Consider the following 22,538-nt stretch of genomic DNA (forward strand, 5'->3'; position numbering starts at 1 on the left):
TCTCGATAGCGGAGCTATCGGGATGATTCGGCAACGCCGCGAGGTGCCGTGCCAGACGCCGCGGGCCCGGCCAGGACCCATCGGACAGGCCCTAGTCCAGGACGTCGAGCGGAAAGCCGTTCGACTCCACTCCCGCGGCGGTGACGACCCGGACCTGCACCCGGCCCGGTTCCACATCGACCGGCACCGGGACCGTCAGGACCCCGTCGGTCGGGTTGGCGAACCCGCCCGGAACCGGCACCAGCGGCACCGGGACATGGACCCCGCCGATCCGCACGACGGTACGGGCGAGCCGGTCGGGCGTCGTAGCCCCCGGGGGCACGAAACCGGCGCCGCGGATCTCGATGTCGTCGCCGGTGCGGACGGGCGCCGCGAGGTCGCCCAGTTCACGGGAGCGGACGATGGAGAGGATCACCGGACGGCCGCCCGCCACCAGCTTCCCCATGAGGTACGTCGCCCCGGAGAGGGCCACCAGGAGCACCAGGGCCCAGGGCAGCCGCGGCAGTTGCCCGGGCCGGTCGGCCAGCCGCACCAGGGCGAGCACCGCCACCGCCGCGTTGACCAGGACGTACTGCACGTCCAGGAAGCTGCCCCGGCCCGCGTCGTCAGTCAGCAGATCACCGGCGCGCGGCCGCTGTGCGGGGATCTTCTGCAACCGCCCCGACCGCACCCGCGCGGCCACCACCCCGTACGCCAGCACGGCCACCCCGCACCCGAGGGCGAGCGCCGCCAGCAGCGCGCCGGAGCGCTCCAGCGCCAGGCCCTGGAGCAGGCGGCGGCGCTCGCCCGGGGCCGCGGCGGCCAGGCGTACGGCCGCCATCAGCACGGCGTACAGCACCACGCCCGCCCACCCCGCCGCGACCGTCCGCGAGGTCGACAGCCGGCCGTCCTCGCCGATCAGCGGTGCCAGCGCCCCGCCGTGCGCACGGTGCAGGAGGGCCGCCAGCGTCAGCCCCAGCGCCAGGACGACGGCCGCGACCAGCCCCGCCGTACGGCCCGCCGTCCAGCTGCCGCCGATGGCGGTCAGCGCCTGCCCGAGCAGCAGGGCCACCACCGCGCTCCAGACCGCCAGCAGGGTCCGCCACCGTACGGCGGCCAGCCAGCTGACCCCCTCGGCGGCGCCGCGCCGGGCCAACTCCCGTGCCGAGAGGGTCAGTTCGTCGGAGACCCACTGCCGGGCCGCACCGGCGGAGCGTGCGAGTCCGGACGGTACGCCGCGCCCGGCAGCGAAGTCCTCGCGCAGCGCGACGAACGCGGCGACCGCCCGCTGATGCCCCTCACGGGCGCCGTGCGGGCACCGCCCGCAGCCGCACTCACCGCCGTCGGCGCGCTCCGCGCCCGCGCCACCCTCCGGCCCGCCCGCTCCGGCCGTCCTGCCCGCCGCCTCAACCGACACGTCCGCTACCGCCCCGCCACCGCTCGCCACCAACTTGCCGCATGTGAAGGGGAATTGTGCCTCATGCGACCGGGGTGGGCGCCAAACGTCCAGCTGGGGGCGGGGGCGGGACGCATCGGTACGTTGACGCCCGGCGAGGCGTCCGAACGCCTGAGCGGCAGCCGACCGCACAAACCCGGCGCTTCCCCTATTCGAGCGAACCGGAGCGCGGCGACGGCTGAGCCGCCCGCGCCCTGCGCAAGCTCTCGCCGTGTGCCAAATACACGGATCCCAGGGACCGCGCCAGGGACAGCACCGCCCCGCCGCACGGCGCCGCGGACGAGGCCGACCCGGCGGCACCACCCGCCGCAGGACCGGATTCCCGGCCGCCACTCCCCTCGTCGCGTGCTGCGCCTTCCTCGCCGTCCTCTCGTTCCTCCTCCTGACCGGGCTCACCGCGCTCTTCGCGGCCGCACCACCGGCGACCGCCCATGACCGGCGGCCCCGGACGCCCACCGGCGACAACTGCGCCTTCGCCGGGACCACGCCACCCGTGGACGTACCGACCGGCTTTCCCATGCCGCACGGCTGGCACTTCCCGTGCACCAAGGTCACCCGCCCGCCCGAACCCGAGCCGACTCCCACGCCCAGGCCCAAGCCCAAGCCCAAGCCCAGCCCCCGCCGGCACTCCCCCAGACCGGCACCACCACCGCCCGCACCGCCACCGCCACCGCCACCGCGGCCGACACCGTCGCCACCGCGGCCGACACCGTCGCCACCGCCGCCACCGCCCCCCGCCCGCCCCGCTCCGCCGCCGCCCGCGCCCAAGCACCTTCGCGGTCCGGCGCCGTCCGCCCCGCCGCGCAGCTACGCCCGGGCGTCCCGCCCGCCGCGCGAGGGCCGCTCCATCGTGACCACGACCCTGCTGGTCACCGCCCCGGCCGTGCTGGCCGGCGCCGCTCTTCGTCCCCGTTCGCGCTCCTCGTCCGGTTCCGCCGGACGCCGTTCCTCGTAGGAGTCCCCATGTCGCAATGGCTGGTACTGGGCATCGCCATGGCCGCGGTCTGCGGCGTCGTACTGATCATCACCGTCCTCAAGGAGCGCCGGATCGCCGAGGACGACGATCCGACCGAAACCCCTGATGTGATCGAGTACCTGACGATGATGGTCGGGGTGGTGTACGCGATCGTGCTGGGCCTGGCGATCGCCGGTGTCTGGGAGGCCAGGAGCGCGGCCGAGGACACCGTACGGGCCGAGGCGCAGGCCCTGCACGAGGTCAGCGCGCGGGCCCGGGCCTACCCCGCGCCGGTGCGGGACCGGATCCGCTCGGACGTCGACGCCTATGTGTCCCACGTCGTGCACAAGGAGTGGAAGGTGATGTCCGACCAGGGGCAGCTGACCCGGCGCGGCACCGAGCTGCTGACGAAGGTGCGGGCCGATGTCACCGACTACCACCCGGCCGACGACTTCGAAGGGCAGTCCTACCAGCCGCTGGTCGACCAGGTCGCGGTGGCCGACGGGGCGCGTTCGGCCCGCGCGGACGCGGCCGACTCCACGCTGCCGGGGGAGGTGTGGTTCGGCCTGGTGATCGGCGGCGCCATCTCCATCGGGGTGATGTTCACCCTGCAGATCCGGCGCTCGGGGCGGGAGTTGCTGATGGCGGCGCTCTTCAGCGCGCTCATCGCCTTCCTGCTGTTCCTCGTCTGGGACTTCGACTCGCCGTTCAGCCGGGGCATCTCCGCGAGCGCCGAGCCGTTCCTGAACCTGTTCCCCCGGATCTGACCGCGCACCGCCGCCGAGTGCCCCGCGGGAGATCCACCGTCCCGCGGGGCACCGGCGCGCCGGACGGGCCCCAGGGGGCCGCTCTCCCCGGTGGAGGAGATCCGGTTCAGCCGAAGAGATCCGGTTCGCTGCGCACGATCTGCTGGTAGAGCGGCTGGTAGTTGATCCAGGCCACCAGGTCGTTGCCCAGCTGCTCGCGGGTGTGGACGGCGTTGTGGTGGTCGATCAGGACCGGCTTGCCGGCGGCCTTCGCGGTCAGCTGGACCTGGCACGAGCGCTCCATGGTGATGAACCACCACGCCGCCGCGTCCACCGAGTCGCCGACCGTCAGCAGCCCGTGGTTGCGCAGGATCACGGCCTTGTGCGGCCCGAGGGCGCTCGCGATCCGGCGGCCCTCCTCCTCGTCGACCACCACGCCCGTGTAGTCGTCGAAGAGCGCATGGTCCTCGTAGAAGGCGCAGACGTCCTGGGTGATCGGCTCCAGCAGCTCGCCGAGGGCGGACAGCGCCCGGCCGTACGTGGAGTGGCTGTGGGCCGCGGCGATCACGTCGGGGCGGGCCTGGTGGACCTGTGAATGGATGGCGAACGCGGCCTGGTTGACGTGGTGGCGGCCCTCGACGACCTTGCCCTCCGCGTTCACCAGCAGCAGGTCGCCGACCGTGATGAGCTTGAACGACATCCCGAACGGGTTGACCCAGAAGCAGTCGGTGAACTCCGGGTCGCGCGCGGTGATATGGCCCGCGACGCCCTCCTCGAAGCCGAAGCGCCCGAAGAGCCGCAGCGCCGCCACCAGGCGCTCCTTGCGGTGGCGCCGTGCGTCCTCGACGGTCCGGTGCGTCGGCGGCATGGCGAAGTGCAGCTGGTCGGCGGGTATGGGGGTGGGCTCGGGCATCGCGGTTCTCCTCCTGGCACATGCGGCTCTTGGTGCGCGATGCGGAAGCTACCCTCCGGTACCGCAGGTAACCAGGGCCGCGGCAGGCCCGGTTGGCGGCCGGCGGCATCATATGGGCGGCACGTACGGCAGCAGCAAGCACCGGCAACGGCACCAGAGGGGCGCGCCATGAGGGCGATATCGGTCAGCCAGGACATCCACGCCACACCGCAGCAGATCTTCGCGCTCCTCAGGGACCCGGCGCGCCACGCCGAGCTGGACGGCTCGGGCATGCTGCGCGGCCGGCCCCAGGGCCCCTCGCCGCTGGGTCCCGGCGACCGGTTCACCATGGGGATGGCGCAGGGGCGGATCGCCTACCGGTCGGTGAACGCCGTGGTGGAGTACGACGCGGACCGGCTGATCGCCTGGGAGACCTGGGGCGAGCTGCGCGGCCGCCGGCTGGTCGGCGGGCAGCGCTGGCGCTACGCGCTGACGCCGCTGGAGGACGCCGCGGCCGGGGCCGCCACCCGCGTCACCCACACCTACGACTGGTCGCGCGCCCGCCTGCCCCGCCTCGTCGTCGAGCTGCCCGGCTATCCGCGGCGGATGGGCCCGGCGATGGCCAGGACGCTGGAGCGGCTGGCGGCGGCCGTACGGGACTGAGCCGACGGCCCTACGGGACGCGACCGGGCGGGGCGGCACGACAGCCCCATGGAAACGACGACGCCGCCGCTCGGACGAACGAGCGACGGCGTGATCGGCGGCCCCGGCGGGAGATCGGCGGTGGATCACCCTGGGGCCGGAGGGGAGGTCACTCCCACTCGATGGTGCCCGGCGGCTTGCTGGTCACGTCCAGCACCACGCGGTTGACGTCCGGGACCTCGTTGGTGATGCGGGTGGAGATACGGGCCAGGACCTCGTACGGCATCCGCGTCCAGTCCGCGGTCATGGCGTCCTCGGAGGAGACCGGGCGCAGCACGATCGGGTGGCCGTACGTGCGGCCGTCGCCCTGGACGCCGACCGAGCGGACGTCGGCGAGCAGGACCACCGGGCACTGCCAGATCTCGCGGTCCAGACCGGCCGCGGTCAGCTCCTCGCGGGCGATGGCGTCGGCCTCGCGCAGCAGGTCCAGGCGGTCCCGGGTGACCTCGCCGACGATGCGGATGCCCAGGCCGGGGCCGGGGAACGGCTGGCGGTGGACGATCTCGTCGGGCAGGCCGAGCTCGGTGCCGACCATCCGGACCTCGTCCTTGAACAGCTTGCGCAGCGGCTCGACGAGCTCGAACTCGATGTCGTCGGGGAGCCCGCCGACGTTGTGGTGCGACTTGATGTTGGCGGTGCCCGTGCCGCCGCCGGACTCGACGATGTCCGGGTAGAGCGTGCCCTGGACCAGGAACGCGACTTCCTCGCCCTCGGCGCCGGCCTCGGCGACCAGCTCGGCCTGGGCCTGCTCGAAGACCCGGATGAACTCCCGGCCGATGATCTTCCGCTTCTGCTCGGGGTCGCTCACCCCGGCCAGCGCGTTCAGGAAGCGCTCCTCGGCCTCGACGACCTTCAGCTGGACGCCGGTGGCGGCCACGAAGTCCTTCTCGACCTGCTCGGACTCGCCCTTGCGCATCAGGCCGTGGTCGACGTAGACGCAGGTCAGCTGGTCGCCGATGGCCTTCTGAACGAGGGCGGCGGCGACCGCGGAGTCCACGCCGCCGGACAGCCCGCAGATCGCGCGCTTGGTGCCGACCTGGGCACGGATCGCGGCGACCTGCTCCTCGACCACGCTGTGGGTGGTCCAGTTCGGCTCGATGCCCGCGCCGCGGTAGAGGAAGTGCTCCAGGACCTGCTGGCCGTGCGTGGAGTGCATGACCTCGGGGTGGTACTGGACGCCGTAGAGCCGCTTCTCGTCGTTCTCGAAGGCGGCGACCGGCACCACGTCCGTGGACGCGGTGACCGTGAAGCCCTCGGGGGCGGCGGAGCAGGCGTCGCCGTGCGACATCCACACCGACTGCTCGGCGGGGGTGCCCTCGAAGAGGGTGGAGGAGGTGCGGGAGACGGCCAGCGGGGTACGGCCGTACTCGCGGGCGCCGGTGTTGTCGACGGTGCCGCCGAGGGTGGTGGCCATGAGCTGGAAGCCGTAGCACATGCCGAAGACCGGGACGCCGGCTTCGAAGAGGGCACGGTCGAGGGAGGGGGCGCCCTCGGCGTAGACCGAGGACGGGCCGCCGGAGAGGATGATCGCCTTGGGGTTCTTGGCGAGCATCTCGGCCACCGGCATGGTGGACGGCACGATCTCGCTGTAAACCCGGGCCTCACGGACGCGGCGGGCGATGAGCTGGGCGTACTGTGCGCCGAAGTCGACTACGAGGACGACGTCCGGGGCAGCGGCAGGGGGCGCTGTGGGCACTTCGGCGGCCTTCCGGCGGTGTGGAGCGGGGTTGGACTTTCGATTCTAACGGGCTCATACTGAGCGCCATGTCCAAGCAGCTGACCTTCGTCTTTACCTATGGCACCGGCCCGTCCGGCTGCCATGGTCGTGCTGCTTGATCCACTGACGAGCAAACTTCCCCAGGCGCCCCGGGCCGACAAGGTCCGGGGCGTCTGCGTCTGTCCGGACCGGTCGTCGGCTCGGGGGCCACTCACCCCAGGAGACACGGACATGAGCCCCCAGACCGCCGCCACCGCCCCCGCCGCCCCCGAAACCGGTGCGCGCACCCCCGAGGCGGCCGGGATCATCACCGACGCCCGGCGCCGGATCGACGACCTCGACGGCCGGATCATCGGCCTCGTGCAGGAGCGCATGGCCGTCTCGGCCGTCATCCAGCGCGAGCGGATCACCTCCGGCGGGCGGCGGGTGAACCTCGCCCGCGAGATGGAGATCCTCGCCCACTACCGCGACCAGCTCGGCAAGCCGGGCACGGCACTGGCGATGACCCTGCTGGAGCTGTCCCGGGGCCAGATCTGAGGCGCGCGGTCGGCCCGGTGGCCGGTTCACGCCGTCGGTCCCGTGGCCGGTTCGCGCCGTCGGTCCGGGTGGCCGGTTTTGATCGGCGTTCGGTGGATTTCGGCGGGCCGGTGGAGTATGGGCGGGCGCATGGCGCAGGAGCGCGCGCCCGGCGCAGCTGCCGGATCTGAGTTCGGTTGCCGACTCACCCGTACGGCGCGTGACCGGCCGCCGCGGGGCTTCGTTGTTCCCGGTGCCACGCCAGCCAGGCGCGGCCTGCAGGACTACGCGTAGACGCCGCCCCACGGGCGGAAGACCGGAACGATGAGACACCGGCCGCTTGCCGCGGTCCGCGTCGTGGGACCTCGTTCCGGAACCGTGGCCGGTCAGCAGGGGACAGCAGCCCGGTCACATCCGATGGGGTGGTCGGTCCTGGGGACGCCCGGGACCGACCGCATCCGGTCGAAACGGTTGCGCCAGGTGAGGCGTATCCAGGACGATGCTTGACGAACGACCTACCGCTCCCGGTGAGCGCGGACCTGTGCACCGCCATTGGTCCCACCACCGGGGACGCGCACCATCAAGCACCACTTATGAGCCAGCGGCGCTACCCCCCCCCCCAGCGCCGCCCGTCGGTGCCGGCGCTGCCCTGACGCCGGCACCGAAAGCCAAGGGCCCCGGATGCCGCCCGCACCCCCCTCGCGGACGGCATCCGGGGCCCTTCGCCATGCGGGCGCGGGGTAGGGGGCGCACGCGGGGCGCACGAGTACCGCCGGGCCGGCCTGTGCGGCGGCTGTGTGTTTCCTGTGGGGCGGCTGTGAGCTATGTGATCGGCGTCACGGCAACAATCTCGTTCAAGTGAACAACCTTTTTTGGCCATGACCGGTCATGTACGTGCAATCGCACGGCCATCCCGCGCCCCACCGCGACGGCCCGCTACCCACTTGTGCCCATCGAGGGCACTTTGGACCCCGAGAGGTCTTCTCGATGAAGCTTCGCCGTGCCCTGACGGCCGCCGCCACGACGGCCGTCATAGCCCCCGCCGCCCTCATGGCGGCCCCCGCCGCGTTCGCGACCGGTGCCGACACCGAGACCAGCGTGAGCGCCGAGCCGACTCCGGGCACGCCCGGCTCGGACCAGACCGACGCCTCCACCACGCAGCCGGAGACCCCGGCCGCCGGCGAGGAGACCGCGCCGGGCGAGGACACCACGACCGGCGGCACCGAGTCCGGTACGGAGACCGGCAGCGGTGACGAGGCCGAACCGACCGCCCCGGCCACCCCGGGCGGCGACACCGAGCCCACCGGCTCCCCCGAGCCGTCCACCTCGGCCAAGCCCACCGTCAAGCCGACCGCCAAACCGACCGGGGACCCCGACGAGGACCCGACCTGCGCCACGCAGTCGGAGGAGACCGCGATCAGCACCGAGCTGCGCGGCCTGCCCAGCAAGGTCGTGGCCGGCTCCGGCTGGAAGAACTTCACCTTCCGCGCCACCAACACCTCCGACAAGGCGATGAAGTCGGTCGACGCGTATGTCGCGCTGGGCGCCATCAGCACCGACACCATCGACGACGTCTCCAAGCTGCTGACCGTGCAGTGGTACGACGAGGGCTCGCACACCTGGGAGTCCATCACCGACGAGGACGGCTACTTCGCCTCCGTCGAGGGCCTGGCGCCCGGTGAGTACGCCGACGCCAAGCTGCGGCTGAAGGTCGACGCCAAGACCCCGGGCAGCTACGGCTTCGCGTTCACCATCGGCGCGTACCACAACGAGGACGACGTCTGCGGCTTCTCGGACGTCTCGCAGTACGACTTCGACGTGCTGGTCGCGGGCAGCAAGCCCGGCAGCGTGCCGCCGGCCAAGAGCAAGCCGGGCAAGCACAAGGGCAACAAGCCCGCGCCGCAGGGCGACCTGAAGGACCTCCCGGTCACCGGCAAGCTCGCCGAGACCGGCTCCTCCTCCGCCCTGCCGACCATCGCCCTGGTGGGCGGGATCGCCATGGCCATCGGCGCCGGCGCGGTCTTCACCGTCCGCCGCCGTAAGTCCTCCGGCGCCGCGGCCGCGTAAGCAGCGGCGGTAACGGAAGCGAGGGGCCGCACCCGGCGATCGGGTGCGGCCCCTCGTCGTCGGCGGCGCCTTACGCCGGGGACTTCTTCGGCGGCACCGCGGGCACGGCCAGGAACGGCAGGTTCAGCGCGCCGAAGGCCCCGTCGGGGACGGCCGGGCGGACCGGCGGGGCGGGGGCCAGCCGCCGGTAGGGCCGGCCCGGTGCGGGGCGCGGGTCCGCCTCGCCCTTGTTGGGCCACAGCGACATCGCGCGTTCGGCCTGCGCGGTGATGGTCAGGGAGGGGTTGACGCCGAGGTTGGCGGAGACCGCGGCGCCGTCGACGACGGAGATGCCCGGATGGCCGTAGAGGCGGTGGTAGGGGTCGATGACCCCGGAGTCCGCCGAGTCGCCGATCGGGCAGCCGCCGAGGAAGTGCGCGGTGAGCGGGGTGCCCATCAGCTCTCCGACGTTGGAGCCCGCGAAGCCGTTGATCTCCTCGGCCAGCAGCGTCGCGGCCCGGGTGGCCTCGGGTATCTGGTCCGGGTTCGGGGCGCCGTGCCCCTGGCGCGCGGTGAGCAGGCCCCTGCCCAGGCCCTTCGGCTTCCGATACGTCGTCAGGGAGTTGTCCAGGGACTGCATCACCAGGCCGATGATGGTCCGCTCCGACCAGCGGCGGTTGGACAGCGAGCGCAGCGCGAGCAGGGGGTGGCGGGCGACGTTGGCCAGCCAGCCCGCGACCCGCCCGGTGGGGCGGTAGGGGACCTGGAGGACCGTCAGTCCGCCCATCGCGTTGGAGCCCTTGCCGTAGCGGACCGGCTCGATATGGGTGCTGTCGTCGGGGTGGATCGACGAGGTGATCGCCACGCCCTTGGTGAAGTCGGCCTTCGCCGCGCCGTGCCGCCGCCGGTAGCGCCGGTCGTCGGTCTGCGCGCCCACCAGCGCCTCGGAGTTGGTACGGGTGAGCGCGCCGAGCCGGCCGGAGAGGTACGGGAGCAGCCCGCTGTCCTTCATGCGGTGCAGCAGGGTCTGGGTGCCGTAGGTGCCGGCGGCGAGGACGACCCGGCGGGCCGTGAACGTCCTCCCCGCGCCCTTCTTCTTGTTGTCCGTCGGCAGCGTCCTGACGGCGAAGCCGCCGCGGGAGTCCTCGGTGAGGGCGACGACCGAGGTCATCGGGTGGATGACGGCGCCGGCCCGCTCGGCGAGGTAGAGGTAGTTCTCGTTGAGGGTGTTCTTCGCGCCGTGGCGGCAGCCCGTCATGCACTCGCCGCACTCGGTGCACGCCCTGCGGGAGGGGCCGGCGCCGCCGAAGTAGGGGTCGGCGACCTCCGCGCCGGGCTCGGCCTTCGCCTCCCCCGTCGCGTCCTGCCCGTCGCCGAAGAACACCCCGACCGGCGCCATGTGGAAGGAGTCGCCGACGCCCATCGCCTCGGCGGTGGCCTTCAGATGGACGTCGGACGGCGTCATCGTCGGGTTGAGCCGCACGCCGAGCATCCGCCTGGCCTGGTCGTAGTACGGCTTCAGCTCCGCCTGCCAGTCGGTGATGCCCTTCCACTGGGGGTCGTCGAAGAACGCCTTCGGCGGGACGTAGAGGGTGTTGGCGTAGTTGAGCGAGCCGCCGCCGACCCCGGCGCCCGCCAGGACCATCACCTTGCCCAGGAGGTGGATGCGCTGGATGCCGTACAGGCCGAGCGCCGGGGCCCACAGGTACTTCCTCAGGTCCCAGGAGTTCTTCGGGAGGGTCTCGCGGGTGAAGCGCCGGCCGGCCTCCAGGACGCCGACGCGGTAGCCCTTCTCGGTCAGCCGCAGGGCCGAGACCGAACCGCCGAAGCCGGAGCCGACGACGAGCACGTCGTAGTCGTAGCCGTCGGACGCCTCGTCCTGGTGTGGGGCAGAGTTCTCCTGGGGCACTGGCTCTCCCTGCTGGTTTCGTCGCGATGGGCCGGGCTACCGCGGGCCGTTCACCTCAGGCGCAGCGCCTTCATCACGGCGAGGCTGCGGGTCATGAACCGGGCGTACTTCTCGTCGGTCATCCCGAAGGACGGCGCCAGCGGCATCAGCCTCTGGTGGGCGACGGTCTGGGCCTCGGTGTACTTGAGGATGCCCTCGGACCCGTGGCGCCGGCCCAGGCCGGAGTCGCCCATGCCGCCCATCGGGGACTGCACGCTGCCGTAGCCGGCGGCGTAGGACTCGTTGACGTTGACCGTGCCGGTGCGCAGCCGGGCGGCGACCGCGCGGCCGCGCCGGCCGTCCTTGGACCAGACGCTGGAGTTGAGGCCGTACGGCGTGGCGTTGGCGAGCGCCACCGCCTCGTCCTCGTCGCCGAAGCGGTAGACGGAGACGACCGGGCCGAAGGTCTCCTCGTCGCAGACGGCCATCGGGGCCTGGACGCCGTCGAGGATGGTCGGCTCGTAGAAGAGCGGGCCGATGTCGGGGCGGGGGCGGCCGCCGGCGACCAGCTTCGCGCCCTTGGCGACGGCCTCCTCGACATGGCGGGTGACGGTCTCCATCTGGCGCTCGCCGACCAGCGAGCCCATGTCGGCGCCGTAGGCGAGGGAGTTGCCCAGCCGCATCGCCTTGGTGCGGGCGGCGAAGCGCTCCAGGAAGTCGTCGGCGATGGACTCGTGGACGTACAGCCGCTCGATGGAGATGCACAGCTGGCCGGCGGAGGAGAAGCAGCCGCGGACGGCGCCGGCGGCCGCCTTGTCCACATCGGCGTCCCTGAGCACCAGCATGGCGTTCTTGCCGCCGAGTTCGAGGGAGACTCCGACCAGGCGGGCGGCGGCGCCCTGGGCGACCTCGCGGCCGGTCCGGGTCGAGCCGGTGAACGAGACGTAGTCGGCGTGCTCGACGACGGCGGGGCCGACCACCGGGCCCTCGCCGATCACGACCTGCCAGACGTCCTCCGGCAGCCCGGCCTCGATGAGCTGCTCACGGGCCCACAGCGCGGTCAGCGCGGTCTCCGTGTCGGGCTTCATCACCACGGCGTTGCCCGCGACGAAGGCCGGCAGGGCGTCGCCGACGGAGAGTTCGAAGGGGTAGTTCCAGGGGGCTATCTGCCCGACGACGCCGCGCGGCTGGCGGAGTTCGGTGACCTTGGTGAGGGTCGGTACGACGCCGGTGTGGCCCTTGGGCCGCAGATAGGCGGGGCCCTTGCGGCCGTAGTGGCGGGCGGCGACGGCGACCGCCTGCACCTCCTCATGGGCGTGCAGCCGCGCCTTGCCGGTCTCCAGCTGGATCAGGTCCAGCACCTCGGCCTGGCGGCGCAGCACCAGGTCGTGGAAGCGCAGCAGGACCGCGGCGCGCTGCCTGACCGGGACCTTGGCCCAGCGCTCCTGGGCGGCGCGGGCGCGCGCGAAGGCGGTGGCGACGTCCTCGGGGGTGGACTCCGGGAGGTCGGCCAGCTTCTCCCCGGTGAAGGGGGTGTGGTTGGCCGTGGTTCCGCTGCCCACCACCGCGCGGGTGAGCCGGGCGGCGATCTCGGGAGTGACCACGTCCGCGGCGGTGCGGACGCCGGCCGGCACCGGTGCGACCGGGTTGCCTGCCCCACTGGGGGCGGGAGCTTCGGCGGGGGCCCCGTCGGCGGCGGAGAGGGGGGTCCCTCCCGCGCGAGCGGAGCCGGGCGTGGGGGATGTTCCGGTGTCCTGCGAGTCCGTCATGCGGGCGAGCGTATTCCTCCCCGGACACTTTGTGTACCCGGCGGTAATAGGTTTTCCCGCGGTACCCACCATCACGCCAGTGTCTGCTGGCCACAAGGGCTCTGGTCTGGGACGACCGGCAGCCCTCGGCGCCGCTTCCACCGGCCGCGGGGCGTTTTGCTCCCCCTATGCCCCGGTCAACCGGAACGCGTCGATCGCGGTGTCGAAGTGGCGTTTGGCCTCCGTGCGCGAGGCGACCGGGGAGGAGATCCAGACGTCGATCATCTTCCCGCCCTCGTCCCAGCTGAGGTCGTAGGTGTAGCGCGAGCCGCCGTCCGCCGCACTGCCGTCCCAGACGAACTCCCACAGCCCGGCCTGCAGGCCGTTGTGGGTGGTCTCGGTGACCTGGCCCTCGCGGTAGCCGCGGTAGTCGGCGGGCCCCCGCGCGTCCGCGGTGCGCATCGCGCCGATCGGCCCCTGCGGCACCCGCTTCTGGAGCTGGACACCGATCCGGAAGCGCTTGCCCTGGGAGTAGTAGACCCGGTCGTTCTCGTAACTGCGGGTGAAGCCGTCCGGGACGGCGAGCGCGAAGCCGACCGGGTCGCGGACCAGGCTGTATCCGGCGGGGATCCGCTCGGTGGCGCCCGGCGAGGGCGCGGCGGTGACCGGGACGCTGGGCGTCGGCGTGCCGGGCTTCTTCGTGGGCTTGTCGTGCGCGGCCTGCTGGGAGTGGCCGGGGCGGCCGGCCCGCGCGCCGTCGCCGCCGTCGTCGCCGGACTGGTTCATCAGCAGGGCCGTGATGCCCGCGCCGGCCCCGCCGATCACCACCACCGCGAGCGCGAGGAGCAGCGCGGTGCGGGTGCGTCCGGTGTGCGGGCGGGCCGCGGCGGCCAGCGCCCGCTCGTCGATCGCCTCCCGGATCGGCATGCCCGGGGTGCGGCCGCCCGTACGGCCGGCGGGCGGCACGGCACCGGCGGGCATACGGGCGGGGCCGACACCGGGCGAGGTGCGCGGCGGTGTGCCGAGGCCGAGGGGGTCCTCGGCGGGCGGGTGCGCTCCGGCGAGGCCGCCGTCGGGGCCGTCGAAGGAGGGGGCGTGCGCGCCCGGTCCGGGCGGCGGGGCCGCGGCCGGGCCGGAGGCCATCGCCCCGGGGCCGCGACCGGGCCCGAAGCCGCCGTGCCCGCCCGCCCCGCGTCCGGGCACCCGGCCCGACTGCAGATAGCCGCGCAGCAGCTGCTCGGTCTCGGCCACGCCCAGCCGGCGCTCCGGCTCGCGCTCCAGCAGGCCGCCGACGACGCTCTGCAACGGGCGGGCGGACTCCGGGAGTTCGATCTCGTCGTACACCACGGCGTGCAGCACCCCGCCCAGCGAGTCGCGCTGGAAGGGCGACTGGCCGCTGAGGGCGGCGCACAGCAGCACCCCGAGCGACCACAGGTCGGCCTCGGGGCCGGCGCCGCGCCCGGCCATCCGCTCCGGCGCGGTGTACTCGGGCGAGCCGACGAAGCCGCCCGCGTCGGTCAGGGTGGTGACGCCGGGGACCTGGGCGATGCCGAAGTCGGTGAGCACGACCCGGCCGCTGCCCGACTCCATCAGGACGTTGGCGGGCTTGATGTCGCGGTGCAGCACCCCGCGGGTGTGCGCGGCGCGCAGCGCGCCCAGCAGCGCCACGGCGATCCGGGCCGCCTCCCGCGGGGCGACCGGTCCGCCGCTGTGCAGCCGGTCGGCCAGCGACGCGCCCTCCACCAGCTCCATCACGATCCACGGCCGGCCGTCCTGCTCGACGACGTCATGGACGACGATCACATTGGGGTGCTTGATCTGGGCGACGGTCCGGGCCTCGCGCATCGCCCGCTCGCGCTGCACCCGCGCCTCGGGCCCGTCCGTCTCCTCGTCCAAGTGCAGCTCTTTGACGGCGACTTGGCGCCCGAGCAATTCGTCGGTGGCCCGCCAGACCGTCCCCATGCCGCCGCGGCCCAGCCGTATACCCAGGCGGTACCGGCCACCGATCAGTCGGCCCTCGCCCCCGAAGATCCCCATGGCTCCATCTTGCCGCACCACCGCCCGCCCGAGGGGGGCGGCACCCCACGCAGCCGGCCTTACGGGCCGTGCCCCGCCGCTGACCTGGAGCGCTGTCATGTACCGCCCCCATGGAGGCAGTTGCGGCAAGCGCCGTGGCCGTCGCCGACACCCTGCCGGCCGCAGTGGCCGAGCCGCACCGGGCCGGCGACCGGGCGGCCCTCGGGAACCCGCGGGCCACGCGCCGGGCGGCGGCGCAGGCGCCCTCCAGGGCAGGAGGGACTCCCTCGCGGCAACGGCGCACCAGGTGCGCCGAACACACGAATCGCCCCGCCCGACACACGGGGTGGAACCTCCACCGGCTCCGTCACCGTCCTTGACACAGTGAGGCATCCGTACGGGACGGGCCGGTGCGGCGGCTGCGAGAGGCGGAGCGGGGGTCGGCCATGAAGATGCAGGACGGCGGAACGGTGGACGTCCGACCGGGCACCGACCCCGGCCGGGCCGCCCCCGAGCACCGCGGCGCCTACCTGGCGACCGGGCTGTGCCTGGCGCTCTACGCCGGCACGCTGCTCGCCTGGATCGCCTACGGCATCGCCCGCGGCGACGGCACCGTCTTCGACTTCCTGGAGGGCCTGTTCAACCCGGGCGCCTCGCCGATGTCCCAGGTGCTCGGCCCGTACGAGTGGTCCTTCACGGTCGTGTTCGCGGTGACCGCGGCGCTGGCGCTGGCGCAGCGGCGGGTGGCGCGCTCCGCCGCGCTGCTGTCCGGGGCGCTGCTGCTCGCCGTCTCCCTGCGGGAGGCCGTGGGCCTGTTCGACGCCGGCTACCGCGCCCAGTACGCCCACGACGAGCTGGGCGGCTGGGCGCTGGCCACCCGCGGTCTGGGGCTGGTGGTGGCGCTGGTCGTGCTGGCGGTGCTGCTCCCGGCCGTCGAGGCGCGGCCCACCGGCCTCGGGGCGTCCTGGCGACGCTCCTCACGCATCTGCGGCGTCCTGCTGCTGCTCATGGGCCTGGCCCGGCTCGGCTGGACCGTACGGGCCCTGACCAGCAGCGGGACGGACGTGGTGCACTATCTGCGCGGCGCGGTCGACGGCTCCGTCCTGGGCACGCTGGACCTGGCGGCGTCCACGGAGTTCACCACCACCGCCTCGGTGATCGCGCTGCTGGTCCTCGGGGTGCTGGCCCTGCGGGGGCGGCGCGATGTGCGCGGTGCGCTGCTGCTGTTCGCGGCGGTCGAGCTGTATCTGACGGTACGGACGGTGGTCTGGCTGACCGTGACCGACTTCTTCAACCGGTCCTTCGAGACGACCGAGGGCGCGCTGTCCATGGCGACGACGGCCTACGGACTGGCGGCCATGACGTCGGTGGTGGTGCTGGCCACCGGCCGCGGCTTCGGGCCGTACGGCGGGGTGCTCGCGGAGGGCTTACGCACGGCGCGGACGGGACGTTTCCAGGGCCCGTAGGGGCTGCGGGGCGGCGGGGCGCGAAGGGGCCGTACGCCGGCCCCGGGCGGGCCTTCGGCGGTGCGGGGGAGATCCCCCTCCGAACCGCCCCCGCACGCCAAAGACGGCCGCCGCGTGTGGGGGTCGCGGCGGCCGCCGATGTGAACTGCAACGCGTCCTGGGCTTGTGGCCTCTTCAGTGGTGCAGCATGTGGACCACTCTGCCTGTGGGGGGCTCCCCATGGCATCCTCCCGAGGTCGCGGGCTCACCCCCGCCGCTCGGCGGGGGTGGGGGTCCGTCGGAGGGCGGGCCCGGGCGAGTGGGGTACGGAGCCGCGCAGCGCCGGGCGGTTCCGCGGACTCGGATGGGTGTGAACCAGCAGGACAGAAAGGGGCGGCCGGTGATCCGTGTCGCTGTGGTGGACGACGAGCGGCTGGTCAGATCCGGACTGCGGATGATCCTGGGCACCGCCCCGGACATCGAGATGGTCGCGGACTGCGGCGGCGCAGAAGCCGTGGAGACCGTGCTGCGCTGCGCGGCCGAGGTCGTACTGCTCGACATCCGGATGCCGGACGTCGACGGGCTCACCGTGCTGCGCCGGCTGCGCGCCGCCCCGAACCCGCCGGCCGTGGCGATGCTGACCACCTTCGACGCCCAGGAGTACCTGACCGCGGCGCTGCGCGAGGGCGCGGCCGGCTTCCTGCTCAAGGACTCCGACCCGGAGCAACTTATGCGGGCCGTACGCACCCTGGCGGCGGGCGGCAGCGTGCTGGACCCGGGGGTGACGCGGGCGGTGATCGGCGGCTATCTGACGGCCGAGGACCAGGCCGCCGCGGCACGGGCGGTCAGCGGGCTGACGCCGCGGGAGTCGCAGGTGCTCGCCCTCCTGGGCGAGGGGCTGGGCAACGCCCAGATAGCCGACCGGATGGGGCTGGCCCCCAGTACGGTCAAGGACCATGTACGGGCCCTGCTGGGCAAATTGGGCGGGATCAACCGCATCCAGGCGGCGATCGTCGCCGACCGCGCGGGTCTGGTCAGCGGCGCTCCCCGGGGGGCGTGGTGAAGGGGGCGGGCGGCGGGCGGCCGCCGGCCCGGGGGACGGCGGCCCGGCGGGCGCTGTCACGGGGCCCGTGGGGGCGAAGGGCGCGCCCGATCGCCCTGCTGGTGGTGCCGGTCCTACTGGCGATCGCCGACGCGGTGCTGGTCAACGGCCTGGAACTGGCCCTGGAGCTGGGCGTTTCGGTGGTGGCCGCGGCGGCCCTGCTGCTGCGCCACCGCTTCCCGCTGCCGGTCTTCCTGGTCACCCTGCCCGGCCTGTACATCGGCTACATCTGGTTCGCGCCGATGATCGCGCTCTACACGCTGTCCGCCCGGCGGCCGGGCCGGGTGCGGCTCGGGATCTGCGCGGTGCTGCTGATCGCCGCGCACTTCTTCCCGTATCCGATCTCCGACTTCGAGCTCACCGAGTACCGCGACAACACCCTGGTGCTGATCGACGCCTGCGTCACCTCGGCCACGCCGATCGCCCTGGGCCTGCTGGTGCGCACCCGCCGGGAACTGGCCTCCCGCGTCGAGGACCTGACCCGCAGCCTGCGCCGCGAGGACCGGCTGCTGGCGGACCGGGTCAAGACCACCGAACGGGCCCGGCTCGCCCGGGAGATGCACGACGTGGTGGCCCACCAGGTCAGCCTGATCAGCCTGCAGGCGGGGGCGGTGCAGGTCAGTACGGAGGACGAGGCGGCGCGCACGGGGGCCCGGACGATCCGGGAGCTGTCCGTGCGGACGCTGGAGGAGCTGCGGCACATGGTCGGCGTGCTGCGCGCGGACGGCGGTGACGCGGCGCAGGCCGACGGTCTGGCGCCGCAGCCCGACCTGGAGGAGCTGCCGCGGCTGATCGAGATGAGCGCGCTGGATGTGACGTACGAGGGCGGTGTGGTGGCCGGGGCGAGCGGCGCGAAGACCGTGGAGCGGGCCGCCTTCCGTACGGTCCAGGAGGCGCTGACCAACGTGCGCAAGCATGCGCCGGGGGCGCGGGTGCGGGTCCGGGTCGATCCGGTGGAGGCCGTCGACGGGGCCCGTAGCGCCTTGGGCGAGGGGGACGAGGCGGACGGGGCGGACGACGGCCGTACGGCGCCGGGGCTGCGGGTGGAGATCCGCAACGGGCCGCCGGACGCGACGGCGACGGTCCCCGCGCTTCCCGGGGGCGGCCACGGCCTGGTGGGGCTGCGCGAGCGGGCGCAGAGCCTGGGCGGGACGCTGGAGGCGCGCCACACCTCGGACGGCGGCTTCGTCGTACGGGCGGAGTTCCCCTACGCGGCGGGGTGAACCGGGCGGGGACGAGCGCGGTGCACGGGGCGGTGCGGGGCCGGGCGGGCCGGGCGCGTCAGGCCGAGAGCGGTGCGGCGGCCTCGTCGACGGCGGTGCGCAGGTCCGGGTAGACCTCGAAGAGCCGGCGGACGCCGAGCGCGGCGAGCACCCGGTTGACGTGCGAGCCGTCGACGGCGCCCTGCGCGGGCAGGATCAGCCGCAGCCGCCCCTGACAGGAGCGCATGAGCCGGCGGGCGGCGATCAGCACGCCGACGCCGCTGGAATCGCAGAACCGGACCTCGGAGAGATCGAGTACGAGCGATCTCCGGCCCTCCGCCACCGCATCGTGCACATGCTGGCGCACCGCAGGCGACGTGACCAGGTCCATCTCACCGGAGACCTGGAGTACGGCCCAGGGGCCCTGTGCGTCCTCTGCCACCTTCAACGACACGCGCTCGAAGCCTTTCGCTCGCTTTCGGACTGGATGTGTCCGGTTGCGTCCGAAACTCATCCTTCCCCGGCTCGACTGCCCGGCCTCCCTGCCCTGAAACACTGACGAATCCTTGGCGCGGCCGCGGCGCAACAAGTCGTTGCCACCCAAGGCTATGCCCAGGAGGCGGGGGTAATTCGCCGCCAACTGATCACACCCGGATAACAGATCACCTCATACGAGCGCGAACGCTCCACGATCGAGCGGGTTCCCGCGCCTGCGACGCGTCGTGCCGCGCGACGGCCGCCGGACGCGTCGGCCGCCGCCCGCCAAGGGGCTCCGGCCGTCAGCCTTACCACCCGCGTCCCCCTCAAGGCTCGGTTTGCCGCAAAGGAGCGTGCATTGTCGGACCCGCGCATTACATTCGATGTCACGGCGAAATCTGTGACCGTGCACACAGATCTGGGCAAGAGGTGTGCAGGAGTGACGACTGAGGTGTGAGCCTGCAGGCGACGGGCAGGGATGGGGGTCCGATGGGACACGACGCGCCACCGCGGTGGGACAGGCGGATGCAGCAGCGGCTCGCCCGCGGCGAGGCGGCCGCGCTCGGTGAGCTCTACGACCGCTTCGCCTCGCTCGTGCACAGCCTCGCCTACCGCGTCCTGGACGACGAGGACGCGGCCGACCGCATCACCCGCGAAGTCTTCGGCTACATCTGGGAGCACCCGGACACCTACGACCCCAAGCAGGGCCCGCTGCGCTCCTGGATCGCCGGCATCACCCGCCATCAGGCCGTGGCACGGCTGCGCCAGACCGAGGCCGCCTCGGCGCGCGACTGCGGCGAGGACGCCCCCGCGCCCGCCGAGATAGAGCAGAAGATCCGCGACGCCTCCACGGCGGCCCGCGCCGACTACATCGTCACCTCCATGCCCGCGCCGCTGCGGGCGGCACTGGAGCTGGCGTACTTCCAGCGCCGCGACTACCGCCAGACCGCCGCCGACCTCGGCGTCACCGAGGACGAGGCGCGCCGCCGGCTGCGCCTGGGCCTGCAACTGCTGTCCACCGCCCACAACCACCAGGTCGCGCCGCCCGCCCACCGCACCACCTACGCATCCAGCAAGGTCCGCGCCTCGTCCGCCGCGCCCCGCCTGCCGCAGCCGCCACACGCCCGGCACGCCGGTCCCGGCTCCGCCTCACCGCCCGGTCCGGGCCGCGGACGGACACTGTGAACGGCCCCGGCGAGTGGGACGGCCGCGAACTGCCCGGTGGCCCCGGTGAACGGCCGCGGATACCGGGACCGCGCGCCGCCGCCGAGGACCGCGGCCCACTCCCGGACCCGCCGGCCGCGCCCGCCGCACCCGCCCGCGATCCGGCGGGCGATCCCGGTGCGGGCGCCATCCCCCACCAAGACTCCCCGCGCGCCGACTCCCCGCGCGAACCGGAAGCCGAGCCCGTGACCGACCCCGCCACCGCGACCGCCCCGCTCCCCACGCCCGCATCGGCGCCCGACCCGCCGCACCGCGTCCTGAAGTCCCTGCTCGGCGCCTGGGCACTGGCGGCCTGCTCCCCTGAGGAGACGGCCACCGTGGAGGCGCATCTGACCGACTGCGCCTCCTGCGCGGACGAGGCGCTGCGGCTGCGCGACGCCGTCGGACTGCTGCACCCCGCCGACAGCCTCGACCTGGATCCGCTGCTGCGCTCCCGGGTCCTGGAGGGCTGCCTGGGCCGCCGCCCGGCCCGTATCCCGGTGCCCGAGTGGGCGGTGCCGTATGACGCGGAGACCGCCAAACTGGACGCGCTGCTGCGCGACATGGGCGAGGCGGAGTGGCTCGCCCCGGTGCGGCTGCGCTGGTTCGAGGGCGAGCGCCCCGTCGAGCGGCAGAGCACCGTGGCCGGTGTCATAGGGCATCTGATGGCGGTGGACGGCCTGGTCGCGACGGCGCTCGGCCTGCCCGACCCGCTCGGCACCGCCGCCCCGCCGGGCGCCCCGAACCCCCTCATCCGCACGGAGACGTTCTGGCGGGCCGCCGACGCGGCCCAGAGCCCGATGGCCGCGCACGGACCGTGGCGCGACCAGAGCTACTCGCTGATAAGGCAGGTGTCGTTCGCCGGCGGCAAGGTCGCCGAACTCGCCGTGCCCTACGGCGACTTCCAGCTCGCGCTGCGCGACGCGTTCCTGGACCGCGCCTTCGAGTGCTGGGTGCACGCCGGCGACATCGCCGAAGCGGTGGACTATCCGTACGAGCCCCCGGCGGCCGGGCATCTGCACCGCATGGTCGACCTCGCCGCCCGGCTGCTGCCCAGCGCACTGGCCGACCGCCGCCGGGCCGGGCTCGCGGCGCCGCCGCAGCGGCTGGTCGAGGCGGGCGCCCCGGGCCGGACGCTCCATCTGGAGGTCGAGGGCAACGGCGGCGGGCACTGGTACATAGCGCTGGACTCGCCGGCCGCGCTCGGCACGCCGGATCACACCGTCGCGCATATCGCCCTGGACAGCGACGAGTTCTGCCAGCTGGCCGCCGGCCATATCTCCCCCGAGGAGGCCGCCGCGGGCCAGTACGGCGAACGCGACGCGATCCGCGACGTCCTCTTCGCCACCGCGTCACTGTCGCGGCTCTAGGGGCGCCGGGCGGCGGCTCGCGCGGGCCGGGCGGCGGCTCGCGCGGGCCGGGCAGGGGGCGGCGGCTGCCAGTAGGGGGCGGTCGAACAAGTCCCGTAGGGGGTCCGAGCGCCCCCTCGGGGCCACAACGTGAGCGGTGCGGAGGGTATTCCCGGACCGTCAGGCGAAGACGACCGTGCGGCTGCCGTTGAGCAGCACCCGGCGCTCGCTGTGCCACTTCACGGCCCGCGCCAGCGCCTGGCACTCCACGTCCCGGCCGATCGCCACGAGCTGGTCCGGCGTGACCTCATGGCCGACGCGCTCGACCTCCTGCTCGATGATCGGGCCTTCGTCGAGGTCCGCGGTGACGTAGTGCGCGGTGGCGCCGATGAGCTTCACCCCGCGGGCGTGCGCCTGGTGGTAGGGCTTGGCGCCCTTGAAGCTCGGCAGGAAGGAGTGGTGGATGTTGATGATCCGGCCGGACAGCGCCTTGCACAGATCGTCGGAGAGCACCTGCATATAGCGGGCGAGGACCACCAGCTCGACGTTCTCCGCCTCCACCAGCTCCAGCAGCCGCGCCTCGGCCTGGGCCTTGGTGTCCCGGGTGACCGGAATGTGATGGAAGGGGATGTCGTACGAGCCGACCAGCTCGGCGAAGTCCGTGTGGTTGGAGACCACGGCCGCGATCTCGACCGGCAGCGCGCCGATCCGGGAGCGGAAGAGCAGGTCGTTGAGGCAGTGCCCGAACTTGGACACCATCAGCACGACCCGCATCTTCTCGTCGGCCCGGTGGATCTGCCAGTCCATGCCGAAGGAGTCGCCCACCGCCGCGAAGCTGGCCCGCAGCTTCTCCACGCTCACCGACGCGTCCGCGCTGAAGTGGACCCGCATGAAGAACAGCCTGGTGTCGTGGTCGCCGAACTGCTGGCTGTCCTCGATGTTGCAGCCGGTGATGAAGAGATAGCTGGACACGGCGTGCACGATCCCCTGCTTGTCCGGGCAGGACAGCGTGAGGACGTACTGATCGTTCCGACCGTGCGGACCGGACTGGGTGGGCTGCGACTCGCTCATGACCTCATAGGGTCGCACACCCGCGGGG

At 73.5% G+C, this 22,538-nt stretch carries 18 protein-coding genes; 10 read left to right on the forward strand and 8 right to left on the reverse strand.

All coding sequences use genetic code 11. The annotated features are described in order from the left end of the window. Nucleotides 1-91 precede the first annotated feature (91 nt). A complete protein-coding gene (locus ACZ4NB_RS15525; RefSeq protein ID WP_467661729.1) occupies nt 92-1,396 on the reverse strand; it encodes a hypothetical protein in 1,305 nt (434 codons plus the stop codon). A 250-nt stretch (nt 1,397-1,646) separates the two neighbouring features. On the opposite strand from ACZ4NB_RS15525, the gene ACZ4NB_RS15530 reads away from it, so the two are divergent. Both ACZ4NB_RS15530 and ACZ4NB_RS15535 read left to right on the forward strand, forming a co-directional pair. Beyond that, the gene (locus tag ACZ4NB_RS15530; RefSeq protein ID WP_467661731.1) at nt 1,647-2,390 is read left to right on the forward strand and encodes a hypothetical protein; all 744 of its coding nucleotides are present in this window, start codon (nt 1,647-1,649) and stop codon (nt 2,388-2,390) included. Nucleotides 2,391-2,398: 8 nt separating this feature from the next. Next, on the forward strand, nt 2,399-3,157 hold the full coding sequence (locus ACZ4NB_RS15535; protein WP_467661733.1) for a bestrophin-like domain: 759 nt from the start codon (nt 2,399-2,401) through the stop codon (nt 3,155-3,157). 106 nt (nt 3,158-3,263) lie between these two features. Here ACZ4NB_RS15535 and ACZ4NB_RS15540 read toward each other — a convergent pair whose 3' ends face one another. Next, the gene (locus tag ACZ4NB_RS15540; protein WP_467661735.1) at nt 3,264-4,049 is read right to left on the reverse strand and encodes a class II aldolase/adducin family protein; all 786 of its coding nucleotides are present in this window, start codon (nt 4,047-4,049) and stop codon (nt 3,264-3,266) included. A gap of 168 nt (nt 4,050-4,217) precedes the next feature. On the opposite strand from ACZ4NB_RS15540, the gene ACZ4NB_RS15545 reads away from it, so the two are divergent. Next, on the forward strand, nt 4,218-4,691 hold the full coding sequence (locus ACZ4NB_RS15545; protein ID WP_467661737.1) for an SRPBCC family protein: 474 nt from the start codon (nt 4,218-4,220) through the stop codon (nt 4,689-4,691). Nucleotides 4,692-4,839: 148 nt separating this feature from the next. On the opposite strand, the gene guaA is transcribed toward ACZ4NB_RS15545, so the two are convergent. After that, nucleotides 4,840-6,426: a glutamine-hydrolyzing GMP synthase gene (gene guaA / locus ACZ4NB_RS15550; RefSeq protein ID WP_467661739.1), complete on the reverse strand. Its 1,587-nt coding sequence runs from the start codon at nt 6,424-6,426 to the stop codon at nt 4,840-4,842. A gap of 252 nt (nt 6,427-6,678) precedes the next feature. Between guaA and ACZ4NB_RS15555 the strand changes: the two genes are divergently transcribed. Further along, the gene (locus ACZ4NB_RS15555; RefSeq protein WP_467661741.1) at nt 6,679-6,984 is read left to right on the forward strand and encodes a chorismate mutase; all 306 of its coding nucleotides are present in this window, start codon (nt 6,679-6,681) and stop codon (nt 6,982-6,984) included. A 966-nt stretch (nt 6,985-7,950) separates the two neighbouring features. Next, nucleotides 7,951-9,030 carry an LAETG motif-containing sortase-dependent surface protein gene (locus ACZ4NB_RS15560; protein WP_467661743.1) on the forward strand — a complete coding sequence of 360 codons (1,080 nt, stop codon included), beginning with the start codon at nt 7,951-7,953 and terminating at the stop codon, nt 9,028-9,030. A 70-nt stretch (nt 9,031-9,100) separates the two neighbouring features. On the opposite strand, the gene ACZ4NB_RS15565 is transcribed toward ACZ4NB_RS15560, so the two are convergent. The 3 genes from ACZ4NB_RS15565 to ACZ4NB_RS15575 all read right to left on the reverse strand — a co-directional run bounded on the left by ACZ4NB_RS15565 (nt 9,101) and on the right by ACZ4NB_RS15575 (nt 14,682). Then, nucleotides 9,101-10,918, reverse strand: a complete 1,818-nt coding sequence (locus ACZ4NB_RS15565; RefSeq protein WP_467661745.1) for a GMC oxidoreductase — start codon at nt 10,916-10,918, stop codon at nt 9,101-9,103. 50 nt (nt 10,919-10,968) lie between these two features. After that, a complete protein-coding gene (locus tag ACZ4NB_RS15570; protein WP_467661747.1) occupies nt 10,969-12,666 on the reverse strand; it encodes a succinic semialdehyde dehydrogenase in 1,698 nt (565 codons plus the stop codon). A gap of 165 nt (nt 12,667-12,831) precedes the next feature. Then, on the reverse strand, nt 12,832-14,682 hold the full coding sequence (locus ACZ4NB_RS15575) for a serine/threonine-protein kinase (protein WP_467661749.1): 1,851 nt from the start codon (nt 14,680-14,682) through the stop codon (nt 12,832-12,834). A 425-nt stretch (nt 14,683-15,107) separates the two neighbouring features. Between ACZ4NB_RS15575 and ACZ4NB_RS15580 the strand changes: the two genes are divergently transcribed. The 3 genes from ACZ4NB_RS15580 to ACZ4NB_RS15590 all read left to right on the forward strand — a co-directional run bounded on the left by ACZ4NB_RS15580 (nt 15,108) and on the right by ACZ4NB_RS15590 (nt 18,431). Further along, a complete protein-coding gene (locus tag ACZ4NB_RS15580) occupies nt 15,108-16,127 on the forward strand; it encodes a hypothetical protein (protein WP_467661751.1) in 1,020 nt (339 codons plus the stop codon). Nucleotides 16,128-16,506: 379 nt separating this feature from the next. Beyond that, the gene (locus ACZ4NB_RS15585; protein WP_467661753.1) at nt 16,507-17,169 is read left to right on the forward strand and encodes a response regulator; all 663 of its coding nucleotides are present in this window, start codon (nt 16,507-16,509) and stop codon (nt 17,167-17,169) included. A 104-nt stretch (nt 17,170-17,273) separates the two neighbouring features. Then, nucleotides 17,274-18,431, forward strand: a complete 1,158-nt coding sequence (locus ACZ4NB_RS15590; protein ID WP_467661755.1) for a sensor histidine kinase — start codon at nt 17,274-17,276, stop codon at nt 18,429-18,431. 58 nt (nt 18,432-18,489) lie between these two features. Here the strand turns inward: ACZ4NB_RS15590 and ACZ4NB_RS15595 are convergent, their stop codons facing one another. Further along, nucleotides 18,490-18,864, reverse strand: a complete 375-nt coding sequence (locus ACZ4NB_RS15595; protein ID WP_467661757.1) for an STAS domain-containing protein — start codon at nt 18,862-18,864, stop codon at nt 18,490-18,492. A 512-nt stretch (nt 18,865-19,376) separates the two neighbouring features. Between ACZ4NB_RS15595 and ACZ4NB_RS15600 the strand changes: the two genes are divergently transcribed. Together ACZ4NB_RS15600 and ACZ4NB_RS15605 are read left to right on the forward strand one after the other, a co-directional pair. Beyond that, nucleotides 19,377-20,072 carry an RNA polymerase sigma factor gene (locus ACZ4NB_RS15600; protein ID WP_467661759.1) on the forward strand — a complete coding sequence of 232 codons (696 nt, stop codon included), beginning with the start codon at nt 19,377-19,379 and terminating at the stop codon, nt 20,070-20,072. Continuing rightward, entirely contained in the window at nt 20,069-21,460 is a 1,392-nt protein-coding gene (locus ACZ4NB_RS15605; protein ID WP_467661761.1) for a zf-HC2 domain-containing protein, read from the forward strand. Before ACZ4NB_RS15600 ends, ACZ4NB_RS15605 begins: the two co-directional genes overlap by 4 nt. A gap of 159 nt (nt 21,461-21,619) precedes the next feature. Here ACZ4NB_RS15605 and purU read toward each other — a convergent pair whose 3' ends face one another. Next, nucleotides 21,620-22,510 (reverse strand): formyltetrahydrofolate deformylase, encoded by an 891-nt coding sequence (gene purU / locus ACZ4NB_RS15610; RefSeq protein ID WP_467661763.1) that lies wholly within the window; start codon nt 22,508-22,510, stop codon nt 21,620-21,622. Nucleotides 22,511-22,538: the final 28 nt, after the last annotated feature.

Source organism: Streptomyces sp. NPDC026575 (assembly GCF_055567415.1).